Below are 26459 nucleotides of genomic sequence, written 5' to 3'. Positions count from 1 at the left end.
GGTATCATGGTAATAGTAAAAGCATAAAATGTCACATAAAATATGAGTCGATCTGTAGATGTATTGTGAGCTAAAGGCGTTTTATAGCAACATAGCGGTAGTATATTTAAATAGGTTACCCTAACATTAACCGGTAGCTTATTATTGTTATCTTACATCATGTTTATCGAGATTTAATCTATCCATAGGCCAAATATTAGATCGAAGAGTAGGGGCTCTTAGTATAGCTGCTAGAGTCGCTAAAAATTTACTCGCTCAATCTATTTGACATCTCAAGGATAAAGCCTTAGTTTGTCATTTTATATTATAATAGCGCTATGTTTTGACTCTTTGCTTTATTCAACTATTGGTTTGATGCGGCAAGGATAGCGTTATTTTATAAAAATAAATAGTACAAGTTATGACTCACCAAACCCTATTAGGTATGTTCAGCCAATATGAAGTTTTTGATTAGTAATGATGACGGGGTACATGCTCCAGGGTTATTGGCGTTATATCGTGCGCTCTCTGAGATTGCAGAGGTGTACGTGGTCGCGCCTGATTCTGAGCAAAGCGGTTCTGCTAGTGCCTTACGTATCACCCAACCTTTATATACCCAAAAAACCGCTCTAGGGTTTATCGCTGTTAATGGCACGCCGGCTGATTGTATATACTTGGCGCTGCATGAGCTCTACTGTGGTGTGAGCTTCGACTGCGTCATTACTGGGATTAATTCTGGAGCCAACCTTGGTCAAGACGTCTTATTCTCTGGTACCTTTGGCGCTGCGTTAACGGCTCAAGTCTTCGGCGTGCCTGCTATTGCAACCTCACTGGCAGGCGGCGCTAGTAATGCGGATCAAGGTAGTCTCGATGATGAAGCAAGTCACTATACCATAGCCGCTGCAGAGATCGTCAAGCTTATCACTGAGACGAGTATCCTAACTGCGCTCAAAGCCATGCCGTATCATGTGCTCAACGTCAATATTCCTGATGTTGAGCAGGCGAGTGATATCCAAGGGCGTAGGCTGACTTGCTTGACCCATAGCCAGATTGCCAAACCGGTACATCATATCATCGATCCACGCGGCCGCGATGCTTATTGGCTGTGCTTGCGTAAGTCGACGCACACGCCGCTAGAGACTGAGTTAAACGAAGCGACTGCAGAAACGCAAACAAGCTTAGCACGATCAACTGCAGCGAATCAGCGTCACAATAATCACGATATTACCAATAATGTTACCGATGCTCAGGCGTTGGCAGAGCGGTATGTGAGCTTGTCACCGGTCAGATTGCACCATACACCGCTTGAGAGCTTAGAGACGTTATCGACTTTAGCACTATAAAAGCGATGCTGCACTTGTGCCTGATTAGCGCTCATAACAATAGTAGTAACCAAACTATCAGCAATCGAAATATCAGTAAACATGAGTATTCATCACTATAAGCACTTGTCCGTTTAATTGCCGTTTAATCATTAATTTATAGCCTGTCCATCCTGTCCATGAAGAGCATGGCGTACATGAACTATAGGAAAATTTTATGAAGAAGCTTACTCGTAAGTCAACACTAACCACCGCCCTTGTTAGCTCATTGAGCGTAGCGACGCTGGCTATGAGCGGCTGCGCGACCAAACCGACTTATCAGAGCAGCAGCGCTGCCGGTCCCACGATTGTCACCAATAGCCAAGGCGTGCCTAATTATCATCTGGTTAAGCGCGGCGATACTGTCAGTCAAATTGCACAGCGCTATGGTCTGAACTATCGTCAAATCGGCGCGATTAATAACCTAGATAGTAAATACACGATCTATAGTGGTCAGTGGCTCAAGCTTTGGCAAGGCAGTCAAGCGGCTACTAATACTACTTATAATGTCAACAATCGTCAGCCTGTCCAATCTCGTCCAACGTACAACCCTAATCCTGTACCAGCGCCTTCTACAGTGCCAGCTTATCAGAACACAGCCACTTCTACCTCAGGCTACCTATATCCTAGCCAAAACCAAGTCATCCGCAATTTTGATGCAGCAGGCGGTAATATGGGTATGTGGTTTGCAGGCCAAGAGGGCGATCCGGTGCAGGCAAGCCAAAGCGGTACCGTGCTTTATGCAGGTAATGGGCTAGAAGAATATGGTAACTTGATTATGATTCGTCATAGCGATAACTACATTACCGCTTATGCTCATAATAGTCAGCTGTTAGTAAGCGAGGGCGAGCAAGTCCAAAGCGGACAACGTATCGCAACGATGGGTAGCAGCGGGCAGACCAATCAAGTTGGCCTAGAGTTCCAAGTGCGTCTCAATGGTAATCCTATCGATCCGCGTGCCGTACTAGGACGTTAATATCAGCGTAGTTTTAATTATGGTTGTTGATTATTTCTAGTTATTGGTTTTGGAGCTGGTCATTGATAGTATTGATGATCAGCTTTTCATATTGAGCGCTATAGTAAAGACCAAAAGTATAAGACCAAACTCTAAAACATCGTCAAGCCAAATCATAGAGCTATAGAGCCAAAACGACTAAGCAAAAGGGTATTGCCAATCATGCAAACCACTGTCTTTAATACTGAAACTTATCACTATCCGCAAAACTTCGCTGATATCAAACCCAAACTCGAGCAGCTGCAACAAGCGATAAAAAAGCTTGAGGCTAATTTGATTGACGCCGATAGCGATACTGATATCGTTATGAGCAGTGAGTTGAAAGTTGATTATGCCAGTGAGCTCAATCTCAATCAGCTGTTAGCAGCAACGACTATCGAGGGTAAAGTACTTGTGATCGCGGGAGCCGGCTCCGGCAAAACCAAAACTCTCACTTACCGTACCAGTTATTTGCTCGAGAACGGCGTTGCAGCAAAGCAAATCCTGCTCTTAACTTTTACCCGTAAAGCAGCAAATGAGATCAAAAGCCGCGCTAAAGCCTTGTTAACCAATAGCCTGACGGATGAGCAGTTATCTGAAGATGCTCTGTCTACTCATATAGCACCAACTAGCAAAGCGCTTAACGATATCACTAGCGGCACGTTTCATTCGTTCTGCAACAGGCTGCTGCGTCAGTATTCAGGTTTGCTCGGTATCAATCCGCGCTTTACAATTTTGGATACTGGCGATAGCGAGGACGCTATAGATCTGATATACAAAGAAAAAAAGTACCCGGTGCAAACCAAGAAACAAGCGTTTCCGCGTAAGCGCACCTTACAAAATCTGTTTTCGACCTCTAGAAATCGGCGTATCCCTATCTCTGAGCTGGTTGAGGACAATTATCCTGATATCGCCATACATATTCCGATCATCGAGCAATTGGCGATTGATTTTCATGAGTATAAGCGTGCCAATCACTTATACGATTTTGATGATATTATCAGTCAAGTGGTGCGTCATCTAAAAACCAATGATAAGTTTCGCCAGCTGCTACAAGAGAGTTATCGCTACGTGATGGTCGATGAATATCAAGATACTAATATTCCGCAAAAGCAGCTGATCGATCTGATCTGCGCCCCGGCCTCAGTATCACTGATGGTCGTCGGTGACGACAATCAAAGTATCTATGCCTTTCGCGGCGCTAATTACGAGAATATCCTACTCTTTGGCGAGACTTACCCTGAGGCGAAACTGATTAAGCTTGAGCAAAACTATCGTAGCACCCCAGCCGTGCTCGACTATGTCAATGCCTTATCTGCGCAAATCACCTTGGGCTATCAAAAGCAACTTTATTCAAACGCTAGCATAACCGGTGATAAGCCGGTCTTTAGCCGCGCTAGTGATGAGACAAAAGAGGCGAAATATATCGCCGATACAATCGCCGCGCACAAAGCCGACTATGATTACAGCGATTATGCGGTACTGTGCCGCACCTCTTTTCAGTCCAACTACGTGCAGCTGGAGTTTATGGAGCGCGGTATTCCGTTTATTGTTGTCGGCGGCATCAAGTTCGTTGAGCGTCGCCATGTCAAAGACGTCCTTGCCTTTATCAAGATCCTGTATAACCCCAACGACACCATTGCTTGGCACCGTATATTGACCTTGTTTAAAGGGGTAGGGGCGGTCACCGCCACGCGTCTCACACAAGCTATCAATGGCGCTGACAACTCGTTTGAGCCGCTGTTATTACCGAAATTTAGTAAAAAAAGTCCGCAGCTTGAGCCGTTATATATGACTCTAAGTAAAGCGCAACAAGCGCAGTCGGTCGCGACGACTATTGAGCTGATTTTAGAGTTTTACATTCCTATTTTAAAGACGGCCGAGGAGAATTGGCGCGAGCGGAGTGAGGACTTTCGCGTGCTAAAAAACCTAGCCAATGAGCACAATAGTCTCGATGACTTCCTAGAAAACCTAGCGCTTGATCCGCCCAATGACTCTGTCGCAGCGGCCGATAAGCCTGAGGACGATGACAATGATAAGGTTACTATCTCAACCATTCATAGCGCTAAAGGACTTGAATGGCCGATAGTGTTTGTCAATTCACTTGTTGATGGCATGACGCCGCATCATCGATCTTTAGATGATTTTGAGGAGTTAGAAGAGGAGCGTAAGCTGTTTTATGTGGCCTGCAGCCGTGCCAAAAACAAACTCTACTTAACCGCGCCGGATTACTTCGCCAGTTATTCTGGCTATTTTGATAAGCCCTCAAGGTTTATCGCCGAGCTGCCCGCAGATAAGGTCGAGGTGAAGTCATCACTAAAAGGGCTCGCGGCGCTGGCGAGTGCTGATCCAGTATGGTGGTAGAATAGGTGTTTTTATACCGTGCTCTATAAGCTTAGTTCTATACTTTACTTGTTTATTATTTAGCAATAAAAACTCACTATTTTTAATGCCAATACTATTTAGATACTGACCAAATACTGCTCAAATACACTTAAAACAATAGCTAGAATATCTTTAAGTTATTAGATTTATAGTTATATATAACTAAAAGTAATTCATTGAAAAATTTATTGTTAATTAGTGCTTTAATATTCGCTATAATGCGTTACCATAACCACTTTAAATTTTCTGTCTCATCTACCTTAAAACTGCTACTACGGCATGGTTTTTACTATTTGAAAGGTATGTTATGCGTTATGACGTTATTGTTATTGGTGCGGGCATGGTCGGCACCTCAACTGCTTGGCATCTACAAAAGAACAATTCTAAAGTACTAATGCTCGACAGAAAGCTGCCAGGTCTTGAGACCTCGTATGGTAATGCTGGTCTTATTCAACGCGAAGCTATCCATACCCATCCTTTTCCGCGTCAGATTACTGAAGTGTTTCGCGTCCTGCCCAATCAAGGCACCGATATACGCTACCGAGTTCCGGCTATTCTGCGTTACCATCAGGCGCTATTACAGTACTGGAAGTACTCATCGCCGGCCTCAGTCAAGAAGATTGAGAGTGAATGGCAAACCTTGATTGCGCATTGTACTAGCGAGCATCAAACGATGATTGAGGCATCTGGCGCTGATGAGCTTATCACTCGTGATGGTTGGTTGCAGCTGCATCGCTCAAAAGAGACACTAAAAGCCGCTGCCGATACCGCTGAAGTCGACCGCGCGCAAGGCGTAGAGCATAAAGTACTCAGCTTAGAAGAGTTAAAAGCCTTAGAACCAAATGCTAATTTTGACGGTTTTGTCGGCGCTATTCATTGGTTAAACTCTTGGCAGGTGTCTAACCCAAGCTTCCTAGTCAAAGCTTACGCTAAGAACTTCGAGCAGATGGGCGGCTCGATACTTGAGAGCAATGTCACCGAGATTCAGCCTGACAACAGTAATGAGGCTCAGGGCTGGAAAGTGGTCACTGATACCGACACTTACTATAGTGATAATCTGGTCATTGCTGCAGGTCCTTGGTCCAATGAGCTGATCAAACCACTGGGCTATACTCTGCCACTATTCCCTATGCGCGGCTATCATCAGCATTTTAAACTCCATGAAAAAAATACCATTCATCATAGTATGTTCGATATGGATAAAGGCTTTGTCATGGGGCCAATGCAGCAAGGCATTCGTATCACGACGGGCGCTGAGATGACGACGATGAACGCGCCAAAGAACTTCGGGCAACTCAAGACCGTACTCAAGCTGGCTCGCAAAATTCTACCTTTAGAAGACGCGGTAGAGAGCGAGGCGTGGGCCGGCTCGCGTCCTTGTATGCCAGATATGAAACCGGTTATCGGACCTGCCGATAAGCACGACAAGTTATGGTTTGCTTTTGGGCACAGTCACCAAGGTTTCACGTTAGGGCCTATCACTGGTCGCCTAGTTGAAGAGCTGATCCATAATAAGCCGTTGACTGTCGATGTTGCGCCATTTAATGCTCAGCGTTTCACCAAAAAATAACGCTATATTTTTAGCCGCCATTTGGCTTGCCCTATTGATGACTGGTGTTTTAATCATCTGCTCAATAAATTTTGCTTAATAACTTAAGGACAACCCATGATTAAGAAGCTCCATAGCACTCAGCGTATGAGCAGAACCGTCATTCACAATCAGACCATTTATCTGTGTGGTCAAGTCGGCAACGCGGAAGACGATATCAAAGCGCAAACGCTCACTTGCTTAGAGAAGATTGAGAGCTTACTCAACGAAGTCGGTAGTGACAAATCCAAACTTCTCTCGGTGACCGTGTGGATTAAGGATATGGCAGACTTTGCCGCGATGAATGAGGTTTATGATAAGTGGTTTGAAGGGGTGCAGCCACCAGCTCGTGCTTGCGGTGAGTCCGCTCTTGCGCGCCCCGAGTTACTCGTTGAGATGATCGCTATCGCAGCTGAGTAGGCAGCAGCTGAGCTGAAAAGACATGATACCGGCTATCCTGTCTTTTTTAATAAAGCGACTTCTACTAAAAGAGTTGACACTAAAGTCATCTATCCTGAGTTACAGAGTTAAGAGTCCCGCTGATGAGCAATCGCAAAATCAATACGAAGATTTATAAGGCTATCTATCTGTTAGCTGAAGAGCTGTTAGAAGCAGACCGAATAGGCGATCAAGCCGCCTTTGACGGGTTTTATGCTGAGCTAAAAGCGCTCTGTGTGGACAATGAAGATACGGATAAAGATCATCCCGAGCAGTGGGAGACATTGGCAGATTTTACCGAAGATCTTGATGCAGCACTTATTATTTATGATAAAGCACTAGCCAAAGCGCAAGCTATCAATGCCAAGGATCACTTAGCTTCGATAGCTTTTTCGATGGCAGTTTTGCAAATTGAATTAAATCAAACCGATAAAGCTATCGAAAATCTGCAGAATGCTAAAATCGCCGCGAATAAAAGCGAAGATAAAGAATTTAAGGTTGAAATCGATGAGCTGCTAACGACCTTGTTAGCAAAGCAAGATTGATACTACAGCCAGGACTTAGTTTTTCAATATGAAACGGACGCTGCATTTGTAGCGTTGTTTTTACACGCTCTTATTACTGTATTAAGAGTTTAATTTAATAAGGAAGTTGAAGGAAAATAATATGAGTTCAATGAATCATGAAGGTCGCGTACTGCACGAAGGACTAAACAAAAAAATCATGTCGGCTGAGGAAGCAGCTCGCTTTATCAAAAACGATATGAATGTTGGTATGAGCGGATTTACAGGGGCGGGCTATCCAAAAGCTATTCCAGCTGCCCTTGCTAAGCACATGGAAGCGGCGCACGCTCGCGGTGAAGACTTTCAAATTGGTTTATTAACGGGCGCCTCTACTGCTACCGAATGTGACGGCGTATTAGCAGAGGCTAACGGCATCAAATGGCGTACGCCGTATCAATCAGAGCCAGCCTTGCGTAAGCAAATCAACGCGGGTAAAGCCTTTTATTTTGATATGCACTTATCACACGTCGCTCAGCAAAGCACCATAGGCTTTTATGGTGATATGCATATGGCGGTGGTAGAAGTGGCTGGTATCTTGCCTGACGGTCGCCTGATTCCATCGACCTCAATTGGTACGAGTAATGCTTGGCTTGAAAATGCCGATAAGATTATCCTAGAAGTTAATGCTCAGCAGAGCTTAATGCTTGAGGGTATGCATGATGTCTTTAACGATATCGGTATGCCGCCCAATCGTAAGCCAATTCCGCTAGTCACTCCAGGTGGCCGCATTGGTGTGCCCTACTTACATTGCGATTTAGATAAAGTGGTCGCTGTGGTATTAACTGACTCGCCAGATCGTAACAGTAAGTTCGCTGATCCGGACGAAAAATCAAACAAAATCGCCAGCCACATCATTGATTTTTTCCATGAGGAAGTCAAAAAAGGCCGCATGCCGAAGAATCTACTACCGATCCAATCAGGCGTCGGTAACGTCGCTAATGCAGTACTAGCTGGACTTGAGAATAGTCCGTTCGAGAACTTAACCGGTTATACCGAAGTACTACAAGACGGTATGCTCGATCTGATTATGTCTGGTAAAATGACGATGGCTTCGGCGACAGCGCTATCGTTAAGCCCAGTAGCGCTAGAGACTTTTAATGCCAATATCGAAGAGCTGCGCGCGCGCATCGTACTACGTCCACAAGAGATTACCAACCATCCTGAGGTCTCACGTCGCCTAGGTGTGCTTGCGATCAATGCGATGATTGAGTGCGATCTGTATGGCAACGTCAACTCGACTCACGTTATGGGTACGAGCATGATGAACGGCCTAGGTGGTTCAGGAGACTTTGCCCGTAACGCTTACACTTCGTTCTTTGTCAGCCCGTCAACGGCGAAAGACGGCGCTATTTCTTGTATTACGCCGATGGTCTCGCATCATGATCACACTGAGCATGACGTCATGGTAATCGTCACTGAGCAGGGCTTGGCCGATCTACGCGGTTTAGCGCCACGTCAGCGCGCGCAAGCCATTATCGATAATTGCGCGCATCCAGACTATCGTCCGATGCTGCAAGATTACTTCGATCGTGCTTCTGCCGCTGAAAAGGCCGGCATGCAAACGCCGCATATCTTAGAAGAGTCTTTGTCTTGGCATCAGCGTTTCGTTGAGACGGGTGATATGCGCATTAAGTAAGTTTTTTTAGTATAAACCTGAGTAACAAACACCCCTTGGTTATTGCATAGCTAAGGGGTGTTTTTTTTATAAGACTGTTTTTGGATGCGCTACTAAAAGTCTGACTAGCAGCGGCCTAGTTCAGTTTTTCCCCTAAACACATCGCTGCGGCAAGATTTAGAGCAGTGGTCTCGATATTGGTATAAGCGCTATTGAATACCTCATCAATAGGCGCAAGCTGCTGAATACTAGGCATGACCACAGCGAACAAAGTGTTCATGGCAGATTCATTATGAGCGCTTTTATGATAGTCCTCATGGTCAACCGCACCGCAGATTGCGATGACCGGTTTATTTTGCGCTTTTGCCATCAGGCCAACACCATTAGCGACTTTCCCCATCATGGTCTGAGCATCGAGCTTTCCTTCTCCAGTAATGACCAAGTCAGCCTTAGCAATATGCGCTGATAAACGCGTAGCCTTAGCGATAAGATCAAAGCCGGATTGCAGCTCTGAATCAAGAAAAGCCATAAACGCAAACCCTAATCCACCTGCCGCTCCAGCACCTGCTACTTTTTGATAGTCATCATTATCATCTTGCATGTTCTGCTGCGTATAAATATGGGCAAAATGCGCTAGTGCTTTATCTAAAATAGCGACTTGCTTGTCGCTCCCGCCCTTTTGTGGACCGAAGACAGCACTAGCTCCATTGACGCCGCATAGAGGGTTAGTTACATCACAGGCGACTGCAAAAGGGCGCGTACTTTGTGCCAGTAACGCTTTAGTTTTTGGGTGTAAGGTAGAGGTATCGATACGCTGCACATTGGCTAATTGCGCGCCGCCTTGGGTTAACGCATTATCATTCGCATCATAAAATCTAACGCCTAAAGCCATAAGCATACCAAGGCCTGCGTCATTAGTAGCGCTACCGCCCAAACCTATGATAAAGCGCTGTGCACCGTTCTCTAACGCATCTAAGATAAGTTCACCTACGCCGTAGCTACTCGTTATTAAGGGGTTTTGCTCGGCACTCGTCAATAAGGCTAAACCGCAAGCTTCTGCAATTTCTATCACCGCGGTGTTATCCGCTAGCAGCAAGTAATTTGCATCAACAGCTCTCATTAAAGGGTCATGCACCTTGGTCGTTATCCAGCGCCCCTCAAGCGCGTAGGATAGCGCTGCAGTAGTGCCTTCGCCGCCATCAGCCATTGGTAGTAGCGTGTAGGTAGCATCCGTAAATACTTGCCTAAACCCAGATTCGATAGCCCGGCAGACCTCTAAAGCTTCAAGACTTTGTTTAAAGGAGTCGGGCGCAATTAAGATGTTCATAGCTGACCTCTAAGCGTATTATTTAGACCATAATAATAGTCTATCTGCTACCATAGCGGTTTATTTAGCTTACGTTACTTTTTTTGAAGTTTTCTCAATATATAATGAGCTTATTGTCTTAGAGTTTTATTGAGTTTAATGTGACCTTAAGGTTGTATAGATCGTTATTGCTTAACCCAGCTATTTTTGCAACTATGTTTGTCTGCTTTGTTTTTAGCTAAAGAAGTTATTTGTAGTAAAGAGTGGATGACAAACTGAACGTACTTACTTTTTACCGTTAATATACCACTATCAAGGATGATTTTATGACTATTGCTACCTTACTGTATGCAGTCGGTACTAGGGATGCCAGAAGGCAAAAAGGCTCAGCGTTTTGTACCGCTTAATGCGGAAGATTTTTATTATCCTAGTGATCGGTCAGCGGCTTATACCGTCATCGAAATCAACATGATGGCAGGGCGGACGATGGCTACGCAAAAAGCGCTCATCAAAACGTTATTTCAGCAGATTGAATCTCAGCTTGGTATCAAGACGATCGATGTTGAGATTACCATTAAAGAGCAGCCTGCGCATTGTTGGGGTTTTCGTGGAATGACGGGTGATGAGGCGGGTGATTTGAGTTATAGAGTCAGTGTTTAAAGCGATTCAAACGGTGTAAACAATTTATCTATAATTTTTTAGTCCATTCTTCCTCTAGCCCAAAACCCACCTTAATTGCGGTTTCAAACTATGATAAAACCGACTGCGACGCTAGCAACCGAACGTTTGCTGTTAAGGCAATGGCAGCCTAGTGATTTGCCAGTTTTTGCCGAGATGAATGCAGATAGCGAAGTCATGCAGTATTTTCCTAAGGTACTCTCTAAACAGACAAGTAATCTCATCGCCAATAAATGCCAACAACTGATTGAGGATAACGGCTGGGGGTTTTGGGCCGTTAGTCTTAAAGAGGGTGCTGCTGATACCTTTATTGGCATGGTGGGGTTAAACCAAATTCACGCCGATATGCCTTTTACAGGTGTAGAGATTGCATGGCGCCTGCATAAAGACTATTGGCGTAACGGCTACGCGTTAGAGGCCGCACAGGCGGCGCTAAAATACGCTTTTGACGTCTTAGCTCTTGAGGAAGTAGTCGCCTTTACCGCTATAAGCAATCAGCCGTCACAGCGCCTGATGCAGCGCTTAGGAATGACTAATACTAATCAGGTCTTTGATCACCCTATGTTAAATGCCAATCATCCGCTTGCGCCGCATGTACTATATAGAATAAGCCGAGAAGACTGGCAGCAATTACAAATCAGAGATTAGATATTTGTTTTAAATTTTAGAAATACTATCAATACGGGTTAATAATCTGCTATAAATATGAGTATCAATATTAGGATAATGCACTCAGCGTATTTAAGGATAAATTATGGCGACGCAACATATTTTAGCTTGTATTGATGGCTCGGCAGTGACCGAGTCCATTTGTGGTTACGCCGCATGGTACGCTAATCGGCTGAGTCTGCCGGTTGCTTTGTTGAATACAATCGAAGTGCCAGCCTCAGTTAGGCGTGACCTCTCAGGGAGCATTGGCGTTGACAGTCGTCAGATTCTATTACAGGAGTTGTCGGAGATAGATGAACGCCGAGCCAAGGTGGCTAACAATTATAGCGCCGCCTTGGTGAATGACGCAAAAAGCTATATCAATAGCCATTTCGATGTCGCCGTTGATATCTATCAGCGTCATAGCAAGCTATTACCTGCTATCGAGCATTTCAGTGATATGAACCGCGCGATCGTCATGGGGCGCCGCGGTGAGGACCACAAAAATAGCCGCATCAATATTGGCAGTCAAATCGAAACCGTTGCGCGCGCATCGAATGTACCCATTTTGATTTGTTCAGAGCCGTTTCAAGAGCCAAGCAGTTATATGATTGCTTTTGACGCGAGTAAAACTGCTATCAAAGTCATCAAACGCATCGCTAAGAGCGAAGTGCTAAAAAAGCTACCAGGCCACTTAGTGATGGTGGGTAATCACGATAGCACTTCCAAAAATAGCCTATCCGCGGCAGCTGCAGAGTTACTAAATGCAGGCTATAGTATTGACTGTCACCATCTGCCGCAAGGCGATGCAGTCAATGGCCTACTCAATTTTCAACTAGAACATCATATCGATATTATGGTGATTGGCGCTTATGGTCATTCTAAGTGGCAGCAGATGTTCCTAGGCAGTACGACGACTGAGATTTTGGCGAGTACAGTCTCGCCAGTGATTTTAGTGCGTTAATTTTTGGATCAGCTATATTGAATACAGCTATAAAACCTAAATTTGCGGCTTGCAAGACTTCGTCTTTAAATCGCTAGCCGCGAAAACTTATCTCGATACTCCTTTGGCGTCAGCTCGGTCGCTCGCTTAAAAAGCCGGGTAAATGAGGAAAGATCGCTATAGCCAACCTGATAGGCAAGCGACTTGATAGTGACGGCTTGTGATTCAAGCAGCCTCTTGGCCTGCTCAATTCGCACTGCTTGAATATATTCAATAGGGCGCATATCGATACTGGTCTGAAAGCGTCTATTCAGCGTACGCGGCGTGACATTGACAATGGTAGCTAAATCACTGACTTGTAGCGGCTGAGCGAAGTTGTTTTCGATATACTCTTGCACTTGTTTGACTAGTGTATCGCCGTGCGGCTTATGCAGCGTCACGTTGGTATAGCTGTTTTGACTGCCTCTTTTGCTATCAATAATCTGAGTCTTGGCTACTTGCGTTGAGACCTCACGGCCGCAATAACGCTCAATGAGTAGCAGTGCTAAATCATAAAAAGCGCTCCCTCCTGCCGCGCAAAATATATTCCCTGATTGAGTGACAAACTGATTGTCTTGTAAGTCAACTAAGGGGTAATCACTTTTAAATTTATCAGCGTAGCCCCAATGGGTAGTCGCGGTTTTGCCATCGAGGAGTCCTGCCTCAGCTAGAAAAAAAGCGCCGCTACAATTGCTTGCGATATCAGCCTCAGTTGCGTCCAAACGCTGCAAATGCGGTAGCAGCTTTGCGTTTTGTTTGAGTACCTTGTCTATCGAGTCGCCAATGGTTGGGATAAGGAGTAAGTCACACTTGCTCACTGTAGTGATATCGCAGTGTGCTTGAATCACTAGCCGATTACTGGCGGTGATATCCACACCGCCAAGGCTTGCAATCTGCACCTTAAACTTTGGCTTTACTTCTAAATCCAAAAAACGCTGCCAGCTGACGCCAGTAAAAGAAAACAAGTCCAGCGCTCCTGAAAGCACGCTACCGAGCACGCCATCAAATCCGAGGATAATCACTTCATAGGGCTTGGTTTGCGGCATTGGCTACTCTCCTTATTGACTATTATTATGCAGGCACTCTTTATACCAGTGTCATACCAATGTCGTTTTTCACCTCAATTATGTCATAAATGACAATACGGTAAAGCAAAAATTTAGCTTATGATTACTCTAATGCTAATGATGAGCTTTAATAACAAGGGAATATTATGGCGACCGATACTTTGATTAACGAATATGAACTACCTTTCCAGCTCTACGATGTGTTAGATGTTGAGCGTTTAACTGAACATACTAAGTTTTCAGAACATAACCGCGAAACCTTTGATGCCGTGCTAGATACTGCAGATAAGATCGCGACGGATTTGTTTTTACCGCACAATCATCTCGCGGACAAAGATGAGCCGCAGTTCGATGGCAAAACCGTCAGCATGATCGACGATGTCAAAGTCGCCTTTGATGCTTTTCGTGACTCCGGCTTTATCGCTGGTCGTTACTCTTTTGAAGTTGGTGGTATGCAGCTACCTGAGACGGTAATGACCGCAGTCGCAGGTTATTTTATGGCGGCGAATCCGTCGACTACCGCTTATCCGTTCTTGACGACAGCCGCGATCAATGTTATCTCGCATTTTGCCAGTGAGGACGTCAAAGATGCCTTTATGCCGCGTATGCTGACAGGTGAGTTCACCGGTACGATGGCGTTGACCGAACCGCACGCGGGCTCTTCACTAGCGGATATCAAAACAACTGCCACCGAGCAAGAAGACGGCTCATATCGCATTAAAGGCAGCAAAATCTACATCTCAGGCGGCGACCATGAGCTGTCTGACAATATTGTGCATTTAGTGCTGGCCAAAATCCCAGGCGGACCTGCCGGCGTGAAGGGCATCTCGCTCTTTGTGGTGCCGAAGTATCGCTTAAAAGAGGATGGCTCCATCGGCGAGCGTAACGATGTACATTTGACAGGGCTGCTGCATAAGCTTGGCTACCGCGGTACGACGTCTACCGCGCTGAGCTTCGGTGATAAAGGCGAATGTTATGGTTACCTAGTCGGCGAGCCGCACTTTGGTCTACGCTATATGTTCAAGATGATGAATGAAGCGCGTATCGGTGTCGGCTTTGGCGCGGCGATGATCGGCTATCGTGGCTATCAGTACTCGCTTGATTATGCTAAAGACAGAACCCAAGGCCGTATCGCTCCGAACAATAAGCCTGAGCATGACGCTACGGCTATTATCAATCATGGCGATGTCAAGCGGATGCTGCTTGCGCAAAAAGCTTATACCGAAGGCGCAATAGCATTGTGTCTGTACGGCTCAAACTTAATTGACCGTATCAATACCAGCGATGATGACACGCTACAGAACGAGCTATCCGAATTATTAGATTTATTAACGCCAGTGATCAAAGCTTGGCCATCAGAGTATGGGCCCAAAGCCAATGATTTAGGCATTCAGGTATTAGGCGGCGCCGGATATACACGCGAATATCATGCCGAGCAATTCTGGCGTGATAACCGTCTGAACCCTATTCATGAAGGCACGAACGGCGTACAGGCGCTTGATTTGTCATTTCGTAAAATTTGGCAAAATCAAGGCTTAGGGATGCAAGTTCTTAAGCGTGAGATTACTAATGACTTGCAAAGTATCACGACGCCTGAGTCGGCGAAGCTCGCAGGCAAGCTGATGCCTTACACTGAGCATTTGCATGAAGTGCTTGTGCATTTAAGCAAAATACTACCGACCGAAAAAGCGCTGACATTGACGGGTAACGCGCAAGCATTGATGAATATCTTTGCCTCAATCGTGGTGAGCTGGATGTGGATTCGTCAAGCAAGCACAGCTGAGCAGCTATTGGCTCAGGAACAGGCGAGCGATAAGCAAAACTTCTACCATGGTAAAATTCAAGCGGCCAAATACTTTATCGACTGGGAGTTGCCAACGATTCAGCGTGATATTGACTTATTAAACAACGATAATTCAGTCTGTACCGATATGGAAGTAGAGTGGTTTTAGACTCGATAAATGGCACGAACACAAAATTAATTTAAAGGAATAAATAATGACAGCTGAAAATACACCGATCAATAAGCAGTGGCGACTCAAAGAGAGACCGACAGGCAAACCGAGCCGCGATACTTGGGACTATACCGAGACCGAAGTACCTAGTATTGGTGATGGCGAGATCTTAATTAGAATTGATTATATCTCTATTGATCCTGCGATGCGCGGTTGGTTAAACGATGCCAAATCCTACATTGAGCCGGTGCAAATAGGCGATGTCATGCGTGCTGGTACGGTTGGCGAAGTCATCGAAAGTAATAACGACAAATTCAACGTTGGTGATTTCGTCTCTGGTCATAACGGTGTGCAGTCCTATGCGGTCAGTGATGGCAAGGGTTTGTATAAGGTCGATCCGAATCTAGCGCCGCTGCCTTATTATCTTGGCGTGCTCGGTATGCCAGGAATGACTGGCTATTTCGGTCTGCTAAAGACCGGCGAGCCCAAAGCTGGCGAGACGGTAGTGGTCTCAGGAGCGGCGGGAGCTGTCGGCGGCCTAGTTGGACAAATCGCCAAAATCAAAGGCTGCCGTGTCGTTGGTATCGCCGGTGGTCCTGAGAAATGTCAGTTTTTGATTGATGAGTTAGGCTTCGATGCCGCGGTCGATTACAAAAACGAGAACGTCAAAAAAGCGCTTCAGCAAGCATGTCCTGACGGCGTTGATGTATATTTCGATAACGTCGGTGGTGAGATTCTAGATGACGTCTTAACTCAAATTAATGTCCATGCGCGTATTGTGATTTGCGGTGCGATTAGTCAGTATAATAATACGACAGCGGTCAAAGGCCCTGCCAACTATCTATCTTTGCTGGTCAATCGCGCGCGTATGGAAGGCATCGTCGTGTTTGATAATATCAAAGAGTACCCGGTAGCGATGAAAGATATCGCCGGCTGGATTCAAGCAGGAGATATCACGGTAAAAGATCATATCGTCAAAGGGATTGAGACGTTCCCAGAGACGCTAATGATGTTATTTAATGGTGAAAACTTTGGCAAACTTATTTTACAAGTAAAGGAATAACTGATGACTAGCAATGGACTTGCAGCAAACAATTTAAGCAACCTACCTGCCTCAAACGTTGCAGGCAAACGCATTTTGATTACGGGCGGCGCCTCCGGCATTGGTGCGGCGAGCGCTAAGTTATTAGCCAGTCGCGGCGCAAAGGTCGTGATCGGCGATAGAAACGAAGAGCTTGGTGATAGCGTCTATAAAGAAGCGCTAGAGGCCAATCATAGCATTACCTTTAGACGAGTCGATGTCACCGATGGTGATGATGTTCGCGCGCTATTTAAGTTCGCTATGAGCGAGCTTGGTGGCCTTGATGTGGTCATTAATAATGCCGGTATCGACCATGCACCCAAACCGATGCATGAGCTGAGCGATGACGATTTTGATAAAAATATCGCGGTGAATCTCAAAGGCGTTTGGCACTGTATGCGAGCGGCAGTTGCTTGCTTAGCGCCTAATGGCGGCGGCCATGTGATCAATGTGGCCTCTATCGCAGGCTTGCGCTCTGCGCCATTATTATCTGCTTATAGTGCAGCTAAGCATGGCGTTATGGGGCTCACAAAGTCAGCGGCTCACGAGTATGCTCGCGCAAACATTCGCTTCAATGCCGTGTGCCCAAGCTTCATTGATACACCGATGGTACAGAACACCATGGCAAAAATGGATGAGCGTGCTCAGCAGGCCACTATTAAAGCCAGTCCGCTGCGCCGCTTAGGTCAAGTAGAAGAAATCTCAGGCGCTATCGCTTGGCTTGCCAGCGATGAGAGCAGCTTTATGAATGGTCATGCCTTTACTTTAGATGGTGGTATGTTAGCGTAATCATTAGATATTTAAGAATATTATGGAGGAGTAATGAAAGATTTATTTGATTTAACAGGGAAGATTGCCTTAGTTACAGGCGCGAGTCGCGGTATTGGCGAATCTATTGCGCGCTTGCTGGCATCACGCGGTGCGCACGTTATCGTTTCAAGCCGTAAGATTGACGCTTGCCAAGCGGTTGCTGATAGTATTGTAGAGAACGGCGATAAAGCCAGTGCTTATGCTTGTCACGTCGGCGAGATGGATCAGATTGATGCCATCTTTGAGCACATCAAAAGCGAATTTGGTCAAATCGATATCTTAGTCAATAATGCCGCGGCCAACCCTTATTATGGCCATATCTTAGATACTGATTTGGGCGCATTTAAAAAGACTGTCGATGTCAATATTCGTGGTTATTTCTTTATGTCTATTGCAGCGGGCAAAATGATGAAAGAGCAGGGCGGCGGCGTTATTTTAAACACCGCCTCGGTCAACGGCATTGTCGCTGGTGACAAGCAAGGCATCTATTCAATTACCAAAGCTGCTGTTATCAGCATGACTAAATCGTTTGCCAAAGAATGTGGCCCGTTCAATATCCGTGTCAACGCTTTATTACCAGGCCTTACTGATACCAAATTTGCCTCAGCACTGACGTCAAATGATAAAGTATTAAATATGGCACTACATGCGATTCCGCTAGGGCGCGTGGCCGACCCTGATGAGATGGCAGGCACCGTATTGTACTTAGTGTCAGACGCGTCGAGTTATACTACTGGCGCTTGTGTGCTCGTGGATGGTGGTATGCTTGCGTAATCATTACCTTTTTTAAAATTAATTAGCAATTGATTTTAAATAGACTGAAAATGAAAGAGGACAGAATATAGTTATTCTGTCCTTTTTTTAATTAATGATGTGATTAATGTAATTAAAGCGATAAGCTGTTCTGACCGCTCAACTTTTAATTTGTGAGCACCGACGCGATCGACTCAGCGACGTAGTCGACATTATTGACATTAAGACCTGCCATACACATCCGCGAGTTGGACACCAAATAAACCCCAAACTCATTTTGCAAACGCTCAATCTGCGCCGCTGTAAGACCAGTAAAGCTGAACATGCCTTTTTGCCGAGTCAAATAGTCAAAATTATGCTCAGGCAGCTTAGCCTCTAATACCGATTTAAGCTTTAAGCGCATTGCTTGGATACGATCGCGCATCCCATAGACCTCGCTTACCCATTGCTGCTGTAGCTCTTCATCATTCATCACGATGTCGACCACATGACCACCGTGCGAAGGCGGGCTGGTATAGATACGGCGCACGGTGTAGTTGAGCTGCCCGAACACACGCTCAGTCTCATCGCTAGTGGGGCAAACTACAGAGAGACCGCCAACACGTTCACCATATAGTGATAGGTTTTTGGAGAACGAGTTACTAACGAATACCGGCAGACCCATATCAGCCGCTTTGCGTATAGCATAAGCGTCTTGCTCCATATCTTCGCCAAAGCCTTGATAAGCAATGTCCATAAAGGGAATAAGCTGGCGCTGTTTGATAATATCCAATACCTTATCCCATTGCTCAGTAGATAGATCCATACCTGTCGGGTTGTGGCAGCAAGGATGCATAAGCACTACGTCATACGGGTTTAGTTGGTCAATAAAATCGAGCATTGCTTCAAACTTTAGGCGACTAGTAGCGTTATCATAATAAGGGTAGCTGCCCACTTCGATATCACAGCCTGCAAAGATAGCAATATGATTACTCCAAGTTGGGTCACTGACGTAGCATTTAGACTGCGGAAACCATTCTCGAATAAACTCAGCGCCGACCTTGAGCGCGCCTGAACCGCCAAGGGTAGCAATAGTCGCCACCCGCTTCTGTGCTAATATTTTAGAGTCTTGACCGAAGAGTAGGTTTTGACAAGCGACCCGATGCCCGAGCAATCCTGCCATCGGCAGATAGGGGCGCGGGGTGACCGGATTGGCGATCATGCGCTCAGCCGTCTTGACGCATTCAAGCACCGGTAGCTTACCAGCTTCATCGTAATAGACGCCGATGCCTAAATTGACTTTATGCGGATTACTATCAGCGACGAACTTATCCATCAAGCTTAAAATAGGATCGCCAGGGTAGTAGTCGATATGTGCAAACATAATACTTTCTCTTATCAATAAACCATCAAAAAGCATAAGCCAGAACTGCAGTTAACTCAATACTGAATTTGGCTGACGACCGCTTTAATTAAATCAAGAGGCTAACAGGCTAACAGGCTCAGGATAACAATAAACGTTGGCCTTGTAGAGAGGTTGAAGGTTATATCACCCGCGAGTCGTTATCAAAGCCAATATCAACTCAACTCTTGCTATAATGCCTATCGAAATCGAATAAAGACTATAAACCATGCCACAAAATCAAAACGCTGTAGAACAAAGACCGGTATTTATGCCCAGAGTCAATAGTGACAACCTAGTCAAAACAGATATGGTTCGCTTTGAGCGCCATGTCGGATTTGCCAGCCGTCAAAAGAAAAAATCTATCAACGACTTGCATCAGGTCATCCGTAAAAAATACGGCTTTAATAATGTTTTAGAGCTATCAAGTAAATCGGGCAATAAGTTAAGTTTCTTAGTCAGCCCACTCAGTTTGCAGCTCACTGATGAGCACAGTGGCGGGCAATATAGCGTGGAGAATATCTTTCAGGCGAGTAAGGTGTTTGAGCGCGGTGGCCCCTTTACTGACCTGCTTGATGCGCCGCCAAGACAAGCCAAAAAAGATGAGCGCTTACACCATTCAGGTCAGCTTATTGGTTACAATGACTCTGAGATGGAGTGGAATTTAGAGCCGCTAACCATGTTTTATGATTGGCTATACGTCAACGCGCTTAAACAAAATACACAGCTCCATAGCGAGGTAATGCAGTATCAAGCCTTTACCGATATCACCTTCAATCCCAAAAAGTCTATTCACAGCGCCGCTTATGCTTTAGCGCTATTTGTGGCACTAAACAAACGAGATTTGCTCGATAATATAGAAGACCCGATAGCCTTTTATGATTTATGTGAGGGCTTTAAAGTGAGTAATACCGAGCACCTTTTGCAGAGCGGTTGGTTCTAATCGTTAGATGATCGCTACATCTACTGCTCATTCGTATAGGTTTGAGACTTTAAAAGCATCAATAAGATATTTTAAAGTCATTCTGGTTAACCCTATAATGGATACAGGCTGCTCGAAATAAAACTAATACTCAATTTCCTATATAATAAAATCAACTCAGTTCTACTCATACATTACGACTCATTCATTTGATATAAGCTTTCTTGGCAATAAAAGCTTTTCATCAGCTAAAACGGTGCTCTATGTTCAATAACTCGACTCGCTTAAATAAATACATCAGAGAAAGTGGTATCTGCTCTCGTAGAGATGCGGACCGCTTTATTGAGCAAGGCAACGTATATATCAATGGCAAGCGGGCTCAAATCGGCGATCAAGTGATGCCTGGAGACACAGTAAAAGTCAACGGACAGCTCATTGAGCCGCAAGACGCTGATGACTTTGTATTTATTGCACTCAATAAGCCAGTTGGTATCGTGAGTACGACGGAAAAAGCTGAAAAAAATAACATCGTGGATTTTGTCAGACATGGGATACGTATCTTTCCTATTGGCCGTTTGGATAAAGACTCGCAAGGTTTGATATTTTTGACCAGCAATGGTGATTTGGTCAATAAGGTATTACGGGCCGGTAATAACCACGAAAAAGAGTATTTAGTAACAGTAAACAAGCCAATCACTGAGAGCTTTATTAAGGGTATGGCAGGCGGGGTACCGATTTTGGGACAAATGACCAAAAAATGCCCAGTGTCTAAAGTAGCGCCCACGGTGTTCAACATTACTTTAGTGCAAGGTCTAAACCGTCAAATCCGCCGTATGTGTGAGCATTTTGGCTATGAAGTCGTCAAGCTTGAGCGTACGCGGATTATGAATGTCAATCTCAAGGGTCTTGCTATTGGAGACTGGCGCGACTTGACCCAAAAAGAGATGTCCGTTTTACTTAAGTCGATAGAAGGCTCTGCGTCAGAGGACAGTAACGCTTCTAAGAGGTCTGCTAATACACGCCGCAAAAAATCTAATAATAATCGCTCTTCACAATCAAAAGGTACAAACGATAACAGTAATCGCTCCAAGAATGGCACTAAAACTCCAGCGCCTTCTAAAGGCGGTCGCCCTTTTGGACGTGGTAAGGCTACCGGCGGTAAGAGTTCTGGCGGTAATGGTAAGCGACCTACTAAAGGCAGAGGGGGCAAAGGGGGTAGAGGTTCGAAGCGTTCCTCTAAATGATAGAGTCAGTTGAAGATAAAAATGTTATGAATCTATTAAACGCGCTACTGGAATGCTCTTTTTAAAACATAAGTTGCGCAGCATCGAAGGAACGCAGCACGCCAGTAAAATTTATACCAGTAGCGCTATAACACTTTTAAAATGAATGGACTATAGCGTCAGACACGTACATATCATTTAAAAAAACGATTTAACACAACGCAAAAAAATCCTCACTACTTGTCAATGAGTTGTGAGGATTTTTTTTGAGCTATCTTTGAATGATTGTAATACCAGTCAGTAGATATTAGGCGTTGCTCTTTAGATACTCTAACATGGTGTCAGCATCTGATACTTCGAACGGGTCTATTGGGCAGTTGTCACCGAAGTTAGGTTCTTTGAACACCTTTTTGATTTCTTTATTATCGACATACATCGAATAACGCCATGAGCGCATGCCAAAGCCAAGATTGCTCTTATCTACTAGCATGCCCATTTTACGAGTGAACTCACCATTACCATCAGGTAGCAAGAAGACGTTTTCACGGTTTTGCTTGAGACCCCATTGATACATGACAAAGGCATCATTGACAGAAACGCAAACGATTTCATCTACGCCAAGCGCCTTAAACTCCTCATATAGCTCTTCATAACGCGGTAGATGGCTGGTCGAACACGTAGGCGTAAAGGCGCCAGGTAGTGAGAACACGACCACTTTTTTATTAGCGAATAACTCATCCGTGGTCAGGTCATACCAAGTGAAGGGGTTATCACCGCCGATAGACTCATCACGAACACGAGTTTTGAACGTTACGTCAGGTACATGGCTAATCATTATTTTCTCCTATTTGGGGTGTGATCTTTATGGTTTTAATAGTGCATCGATATGATAGTAGTTATTGCAACTTATAAGCAAATTTTTAAGGTTGTAATATGGTTTGAATACTCGTGGTCTATTGTTAACGGTGACTCATTCGAATAAAACTCAGCCATGCTATACACTTTAAATTTATAAATAGTAACGATTATCATTTACAAATGAGAATGTTTATTATATATTCTATCTGCTTTGTTACTCTATGTAGAGTCGATAACGATCTAGTAGCATCTCCATAGTTGCTATTTTCTTTTTCAAAACCAAACGAAGAATATCTTATGCCTAAACCTTCTCACAAGAAACCTTTAGTAAAAGCGATACAGCTCAGTTTTTTAATGAGTATCAGTTATCAAGCCTATGCCGCGACTGATCTTAACGATATGAGTAATGATATTAGTGAACCCGGCACCTCAGCGCAAACCACTGTGCCTAGTACCACTTTAGAGGATATTACCGTCTACGCAGACAGCTATCGCACGACTGGCACCAAGACCGCCTTAGACCCTGAAGATGCGCCTATGAGCTATACCCGCATCGATCAGGACCTTTTACAAAAGCGCCAAGCGGATAGTGTCAATGCTGCTCTACGCTATGAACCAGGTGTGAGCACTGAGAGTCGTGGCACGGTCTCTATCTTTGACGAGTACAACATTCGTGGATTTAAAACCTACTCAAACTTTTATGATGGACTGAGGCTGCCCTACGATGGCGCTTGGAATCTGATGCCACAAGTCGATGTCTATGCGACTGAAGCGGTCGAAGTGGTGAAAGGGCCAGCGTCCTCGCTATACGGCTATGCTTCACCGGGCGGCATGGTCAACCAAGTCGCCAAAGCCCCTAAAAGCACTCAAGAAAATGAAGTACAGCTACGACTGGGTAATCAAAATCTAAAAGAAGTGGCCGTCGATAGTACGGGGCCTATCACAGACACCTTGAACTATCGCTTAGTCGCGCTAAAACGCCAAAAAGATGGTCAGATGCAGACCACAGAAGAAGAGCGATTGTTGATTAACCCTTCGCTTGAATGGCAGGCGACGGATGATGTCTCAATACTTGCCAACTTGTTTTATCAAGATGATCCAGAGATGGTACCTTCTACTCCATTGCCTGCTGTCGGCACCGTCTACAAGGCAAGCTATGGCAAATTGGGTAGCGATGCTTATGCAGGTGATGAATGGAATAAATTTAGCAAAGAAGTATTCATGCCAAGCGTCACCGTAAACTGGGACATCAATGATAAGTTAACGTTTAAACATATCACGCGCTATACCGATGCCGAAGCGCAGCAACGCAATATGTATAATAGAGGGTTTGTAGAAGGTAGTGACACGGTTCTCAATCGCGTGGCCTATACCACGGATGAGAACATGAATAACTGGACCACAGACAATCAACTGGCCTATACATTCGATACTGCCAGTACCTCACATAACCTATTGTTTGGTGCTGAGTATCAAGAGACAGATAGCAATGCAGTTTATTATGATGCGGGCGCAAATGGTACGCCAAACCTTGACCTGTCTAATCCAGACTTCTCACAGATCAATACGGCTACGCTACCGCTGGATACCTATCGTCAGACACAAGATATCGAACAAAGCCAGCTTGGATTTTATGTGCAAGACGAAATGAAGTGGCAGGATTTAACCGTTGTCGCCGGACTACGTCACGACAACTTCGAGAGTACGACTAAGCAAACTGACGCCTCTCAAGGTGCCGTTTATAATAATGAGACGTTTGGTAATGATGCATCAGAGACAAGTGGCCGTTTCGCTGCTATTTATGATTTTGACAATGGCTTATCACCATTTTTCAGCTATTCAGAGTCATTCCAGCCCGTTGTTGGTAGCAACTTTATTACCAATAAACCCTTTGAACCGACAACAGCTGATCAGCTCGAAGCTGGCGTCAAATATCTATCACCAGACCGTGCTACCAAAGGAACGCTAGCCGTATTCGATATCACACAGCAAAATATCATCGTCACCAACCCCGCTGACTATCGACAGAAAGTTCAAACGGGTGAGATTGAGTCAAAAGGCGTTGAGGTATCAGGCAGTCGCATGCTCAATGACTGGGTAGATCTCGCGGCAAGCTACAGCTACACCGATGCTGAAATCACAGAAGATGAGTTCAACCCTGACGTGGTCGGCAACACCCCTGCCCAAACGGCTAAGCACAAAGCCACGCTATGGGCCGACTACTATGCGACAGACAAACTCACTCTCAATGCTGGCATTCGCTACGAAGACGGCATACAGATTGACAAGCAAAACTCAGATGAGCTACCAAGCGTGACGTTGGTCGATATTGGCGGTAATTATCAGATCAACCCAATGCTCGCTGTCGGCGCGAGTATCAATAATCTGTTTGATAAGACCTATGTTGGTGCTTGTTATGATACTGAGAACTGCTGGATGGGGCCTGAGCGTCAAATGAGTGTGAGTGCGACGGCTAAGTTTTAAACTTTAGGTTTCGATATTTTGTTACTGCTACTAACAATAAACCCTGCTGTGTAAATAGCAGGGTTTCATTGCTGATGGTTAAAGGTAAGTGGTTAAAGAGACTATTTTTAATCATGCTCTAGTCGTGTTTTGGTTTTAGTCATGACGCCAATAGACTTTTACCACCATATCACTTCGCTCCAGATGCAATCTGTTTTTGAGCCGTTTACGCAAGGCTTTGGCTGTACTCGCTTCTAATGCACCCCAAACCTTGTCGATGACTAAAGGCTGCTGAGCTAAATAATCGCCAAGCTTATTATCGATAAGCGTCGCCAAATCAGCACCTGCGTTTGTTTTAGCGGTCACTATAGGCACAATCGTAAAATTGCTTTTAACCTCAGAGTTTCGTTTCACCTCATCAAAATAAGCTTGGTCGCCTGTGTCCCCGGTGATACAAAGTACCAGTGGCGGCAAAGGGTTGTCCCAAAGCTCAAGCAGGCGCGCCACTGTCGGTATTGAGGTCTCATCGGCAATAAGTAACGCTTGTCCTTCTTGCAAATGCTCAATTTTTTCGGGGACTTCACGCTTGGTCAGTACGGTATCGCCTGCTTGTAGCGACTTGGCCCAAACACCGCCTGAAGTGTCACCATGCAAAAACACATCGACCCATGCGTGTCTACCCGTATCTGTCTGCCATGCTTTTCTGAGCGTGTAATAGCAGTGTGGTCGCGGTGTCTTTATGTTATCCCTCTTCTGACTATCCTGAATATTATGTTCCAAGTCGAACAAATAAGCATAACCTGGCTCATTAATGGGCATAGGGCTTGAATTGGATTGGTTAGCGGCAGCAGTGTCAGCATCGTTATCTGCATTTTTAGAAGTGCTGGAATCAGGAAGGCTAAGCTCAAGGCGGAGCATGTTTTTGCTTACCATAGTACTGCTCTGCACGCTAAATACCTGCTTGGTCAGCTTAATGGTTTTTTTGCCAAGCTTTTTATCGACTCGTTGTTTGAGCAAAATATACTGAGTTTGTAAGTCTTCAAGCTGGGTAATAGAGGTGGTAAACGGAATAAAGATGAGCTGATTTTGCGAGACTTGCTTTTGTGATGTAGTAGAGCGATTGTCTAAAGGTTTAGGCTGAGCTTGTAGAGCGAAGCCTTCGGCATAAATAGCGCTTAGCTGTAGGTTGAGCTTATCAAGCTCAGCTTTGGAGCGGTCAGTAACAACACTAGCAAAAGCAATGAGCTCATCGAGATGCTCTTCGTTAAGATGAGTGATGATATCAGTCAGTTCAGGCACCTGTATCGGGGTGTACGGCTCTTGAGGAGAACGGTTGTCTTTAGAAGCTGCAAAGGAATTAACCATAGAATACTCACGTATAAAAAATTACCAGTACGTTAATGATAATT

Annotated in this window: 22 protein-coding genes; 17 read left to right on the top strand and 5 right to left on the bottom strand. The window is 45.0% G+C overall.

The features are described 5' to 3' along the window. The first annotated feature begins 437 nt into the window (after nucleotides 1–437). From surE to W234_RS0100475, 7 genes are all read left to right on the top strand, one after another. Entirely contained in the window at nucleotides 438–1322 is an 885-nt protein-coding gene (gene surE, locus W234_RS0100505; protein WP_025643712.1) for a 5'/3'-nucleotidase SurE, read from the top strand. 196 nt (nucleotides 1323–1518) lie between these two features. After that, nucleotides 1519–2316 (top strand): peptidoglycan DD-metalloendopeptidase family protein, encoded by a 798-nt coding sequence (locus W234_RS0100500; protein ID WP_025643710.1) that lies wholly within the window; start codon nucleotides 1519–1521, stop codon nucleotides 2314–2316. A gap of 201 nt (nucleotides 2317–2517) precedes the next feature. After that, on the top strand, nucleotides 2518–4698 hold the full coding sequence (locus W234_RS0100495) for an ATP-dependent helicase (protein WP_025643708.1): 2181 nt from the start codon (nucleotides 2518–2520) through the stop codon (nucleotides 4696–4698). Between the two features lie 328 nt (nucleotides 4699–5026). Then, a complete protein-coding gene (locus W234_RS0100490) occupies nucleotides 5027–6289 on the top strand; it encodes an NAD(P)/FAD-dependent oxidoreductase (protein ID WP_025643706.1) in 1263 nt (420 codons plus the stop codon). Between the two features lie 99 nt (nucleotides 6290–6388). After that, entirely contained in the window at nucleotides 6389–6727 is a 339-nt protein-coding gene (locus tag W234_RS0100485; RefSeq protein WP_025643704.1) for a RidA family protein, read from the top strand. A gap of 122 nt (nucleotides 6728–6849) precedes the next feature. Continuing rightward, on the top strand, nucleotides 6850–7290 hold the full coding sequence (locus W234_RS0100480; protein WP_037058521.1) for a hypothetical protein: 441 nt from the start codon (nucleotides 6850–6852) through the stop codon (nucleotides 7288–7290). A gap of 121 nt (nucleotides 7291–7411) precedes the next feature. Further along, nucleotides 7412–8944 carry an acetyl-CoA hydrolase/transferase family protein gene (locus tag W234_RS0100475; protein ID WP_025643702.1) on the top strand — a complete coding sequence of 511 codons (1533 nt, stop codon included), beginning with the start codon at nucleotides 7412–7414 and terminating at the stop codon, nucleotides 8942–8944. Nucleotides 8945–9059: 115 nt separating this feature from the next. Here W234_RS0100475 and W234_RS0100470 read toward each other — a convergent pair whose 3' ends face one another. Next, complete coding sequence (locus tag W234_RS0100470; RefSeq protein WP_025643701.1) at nucleotides 9060–10250, bottom strand: glycerate kinase; 1191 nt, start codon at nucleotides 10248–10250, stop codon at nucleotides 9060–9062. Between the two features lie 312 nt (nucleotides 10251–10562). Here W234_RS0100470 and W234_RS13545 point away from each other — a divergent pair, with 312 nt between their 5' ends. The 3 genes from W234_RS13545 (at nucleotide 10563) to W234_RS0100455 (ending at nucleotide 12519) form a co-directional block, all read left to right on the top strand. After that, a complete protein-coding gene (locus W234_RS13545; protein WP_051397452.1) occupies nucleotides 10563–10889 on the top strand; it encodes a tautomerase family protein in 327 nt (108 codons plus the stop codon). A gap of 90 nt (nucleotides 10890–10979) precedes the next feature. Continuing rightward, on the top strand, nucleotides 10980–11555 hold the full coding sequence (locus W234_RS0100460; protein ID WP_037058519.1) for a GNAT family N-acetyltransferase: 576 nt from the start codon (nucleotides 10980–10982) through the stop codon (nucleotides 11553–11555). Nucleotides 11556–11661: 106 nt separating this feature from the next. After that, entirely contained in the window at nucleotides 11662–12519 is an 858-nt protein-coding gene (locus W234_RS0100455; protein WP_025643699.1) for a universal stress protein, read from the top strand. Nucleotides 12520–12584: 65 nt separating this feature from the next. Here the strand turns inward: W234_RS0100455 and W234_RS0100450 are convergent, their stop codons facing one another. Then, the gene (locus W234_RS0100450) at nucleotides 12585–13583 is read right to left on the bottom strand and encodes a GlxA family transcriptional regulator (RefSeq protein WP_025643698.1); all 999 of its coding nucleotides are present in this window, start codon (nucleotides 13581–13583) and stop codon (nucleotides 12585–12587) included. Between the two features lie 167 nt (nucleotides 13584–13750). Between W234_RS0100450 and W234_RS0100445 the strand changes: the two genes are divergently transcribed. Genes W234_RS0100445 through W234_RS0100430 form a run of 4 tightly spaced genes read left to right on the top strand, consistent with a single transcriptional unit; the run spans nucleotide 13751 to nucleotide 18224 of the window. After that, nucleotides 13751–15556, top strand: a complete 1806-nt coding sequence (locus W234_RS0100445; protein WP_025643697.1) for an acyl-CoA dehydrogenase — start codon at nucleotides 13751–13753, stop codon at nucleotides 15554–15556. A gap of 46 nt (nucleotides 15557–15602) precedes the next feature. Continuing rightward, entirely contained in the window at nucleotides 15603–16622 is a 1020-nt protein-coding gene (locus tag W234_RS0100440) for an NADP-dependent oxidoreductase (protein ID WP_037058517.1), read from the top strand. A gap of 3 nt (nucleotides 16623–16625) precedes the next feature. Then, nucleotides 16626–17429, top strand: coding sequence for an SDR family NAD(P)-dependent oxidoreductase (locus tag W234_RS0100435; RefSeq protein WP_025643695.1), 804 nt, complete (start codon nucleotides 16626–16628; stop codon nucleotides 17427–17429). Nucleotides 17430–17462: 33 nt separating this feature from the next. After that, nucleotides 17463–18224: an SDR family oxidoreductase gene (locus W234_RS0100430; protein WP_025643694.1), complete on the top strand. Its 762-nt coding sequence runs from the start codon at nucleotides 17463–17465 to the stop codon at nucleotides 18222–18224. A gap of 145 nt (nucleotides 18225–18369) precedes the next feature. On the opposite strand, the gene W234_RS0100425 is transcribed toward W234_RS0100430, so the two are convergent. Further along, entirely contained in the window at nucleotides 18370–19566 is a 1197-nt protein-coding gene (locus W234_RS0100425) for an aromatic amino acid transaminase (RefSeq protein ID WP_025643693.1), read from the bottom strand. 247 nt (nucleotides 19567–19813) lie between these two features. On the opposite strand from W234_RS0100425, the gene W234_RS0100420 reads away from it, so the two are divergent. Then, on the top strand, nucleotides 19814–20527 hold the full coding sequence (locus W234_RS0100420; RefSeq protein ID WP_025643692.1) for a DUF6977 family protein: 714 nt from the start codon (nucleotides 19814–19816) through the stop codon (nucleotides 20525–20527). A 242-nt stretch (nucleotides 20528–20769) separates the two neighbouring features. Beyond that, entirely contained in the window at nucleotides 20770–21750 is a 981-nt protein-coding gene (gene rluF, locus W234_RS0100415) for a 23S rRNA pseudouridine(2604) synthase RluF (RefSeq protein WP_025643691.1), read from the top strand. A gap of 286 nt (nucleotides 21751–22036) precedes the next feature. Here rluF and W234_RS0100410 read toward each other — a convergent pair whose 3' ends face one another. Beyond that, nucleotides 22037–22564 (bottom strand): peroxiredoxin, encoded by a 528-nt coding sequence (locus W234_RS0100410; RefSeq protein ID WP_037058515.1) that lies wholly within the window; start codon nucleotides 22562–22564, stop codon nucleotides 22037–22039. A 320-nt stretch (nucleotides 22565–22884) separates the two neighbouring features. Between W234_RS0100410 and W234_RS0100405 the strand changes: the two genes are divergently transcribed. Further along, the gene (locus tag W234_RS0100405) at nucleotides 22885–25071 is read left to right on the top strand and encodes a TonB-dependent siderophore receptor (RefSeq protein ID WP_051397451.1); all 2187 of its coding nucleotides are present in this window, start codon (nucleotides 22885–22887) and stop codon (nucleotides 25069–25071) included. Nucleotides 25072–25206: 135 nt separating this feature from the next. Here W234_RS0100405 and W234_RS0100400 read toward each other — a convergent pair whose 3' ends face one another. Next, nucleotides 25207–26415 carry an SIP domain-containing protein gene (locus W234_RS0100400; RefSeq protein ID WP_025643685.1) on the bottom strand — a complete coding sequence of 403 codons (1209 nt, stop codon included), beginning with the start codon at nucleotides 26413–26415 and terminating at the stop codon, nucleotides 25207–25209. Nucleotides 26416–26459: the final 44 nt, after the last annotated feature.

Source organism: Psychrobacter sp. TB15 (assembly GCF_000511655.1).
GTDB lineage: Bacteria > Pseudomonadota > Gammaproteobacteria > Pseudomonadales > Moraxellaceae > Psychrobacter > Psychrobacter submarinus.
Note: the sequence above shows the minus strand (reverse complement) of the source record. Positions and strands in the feature narration are given on the sequence as shown.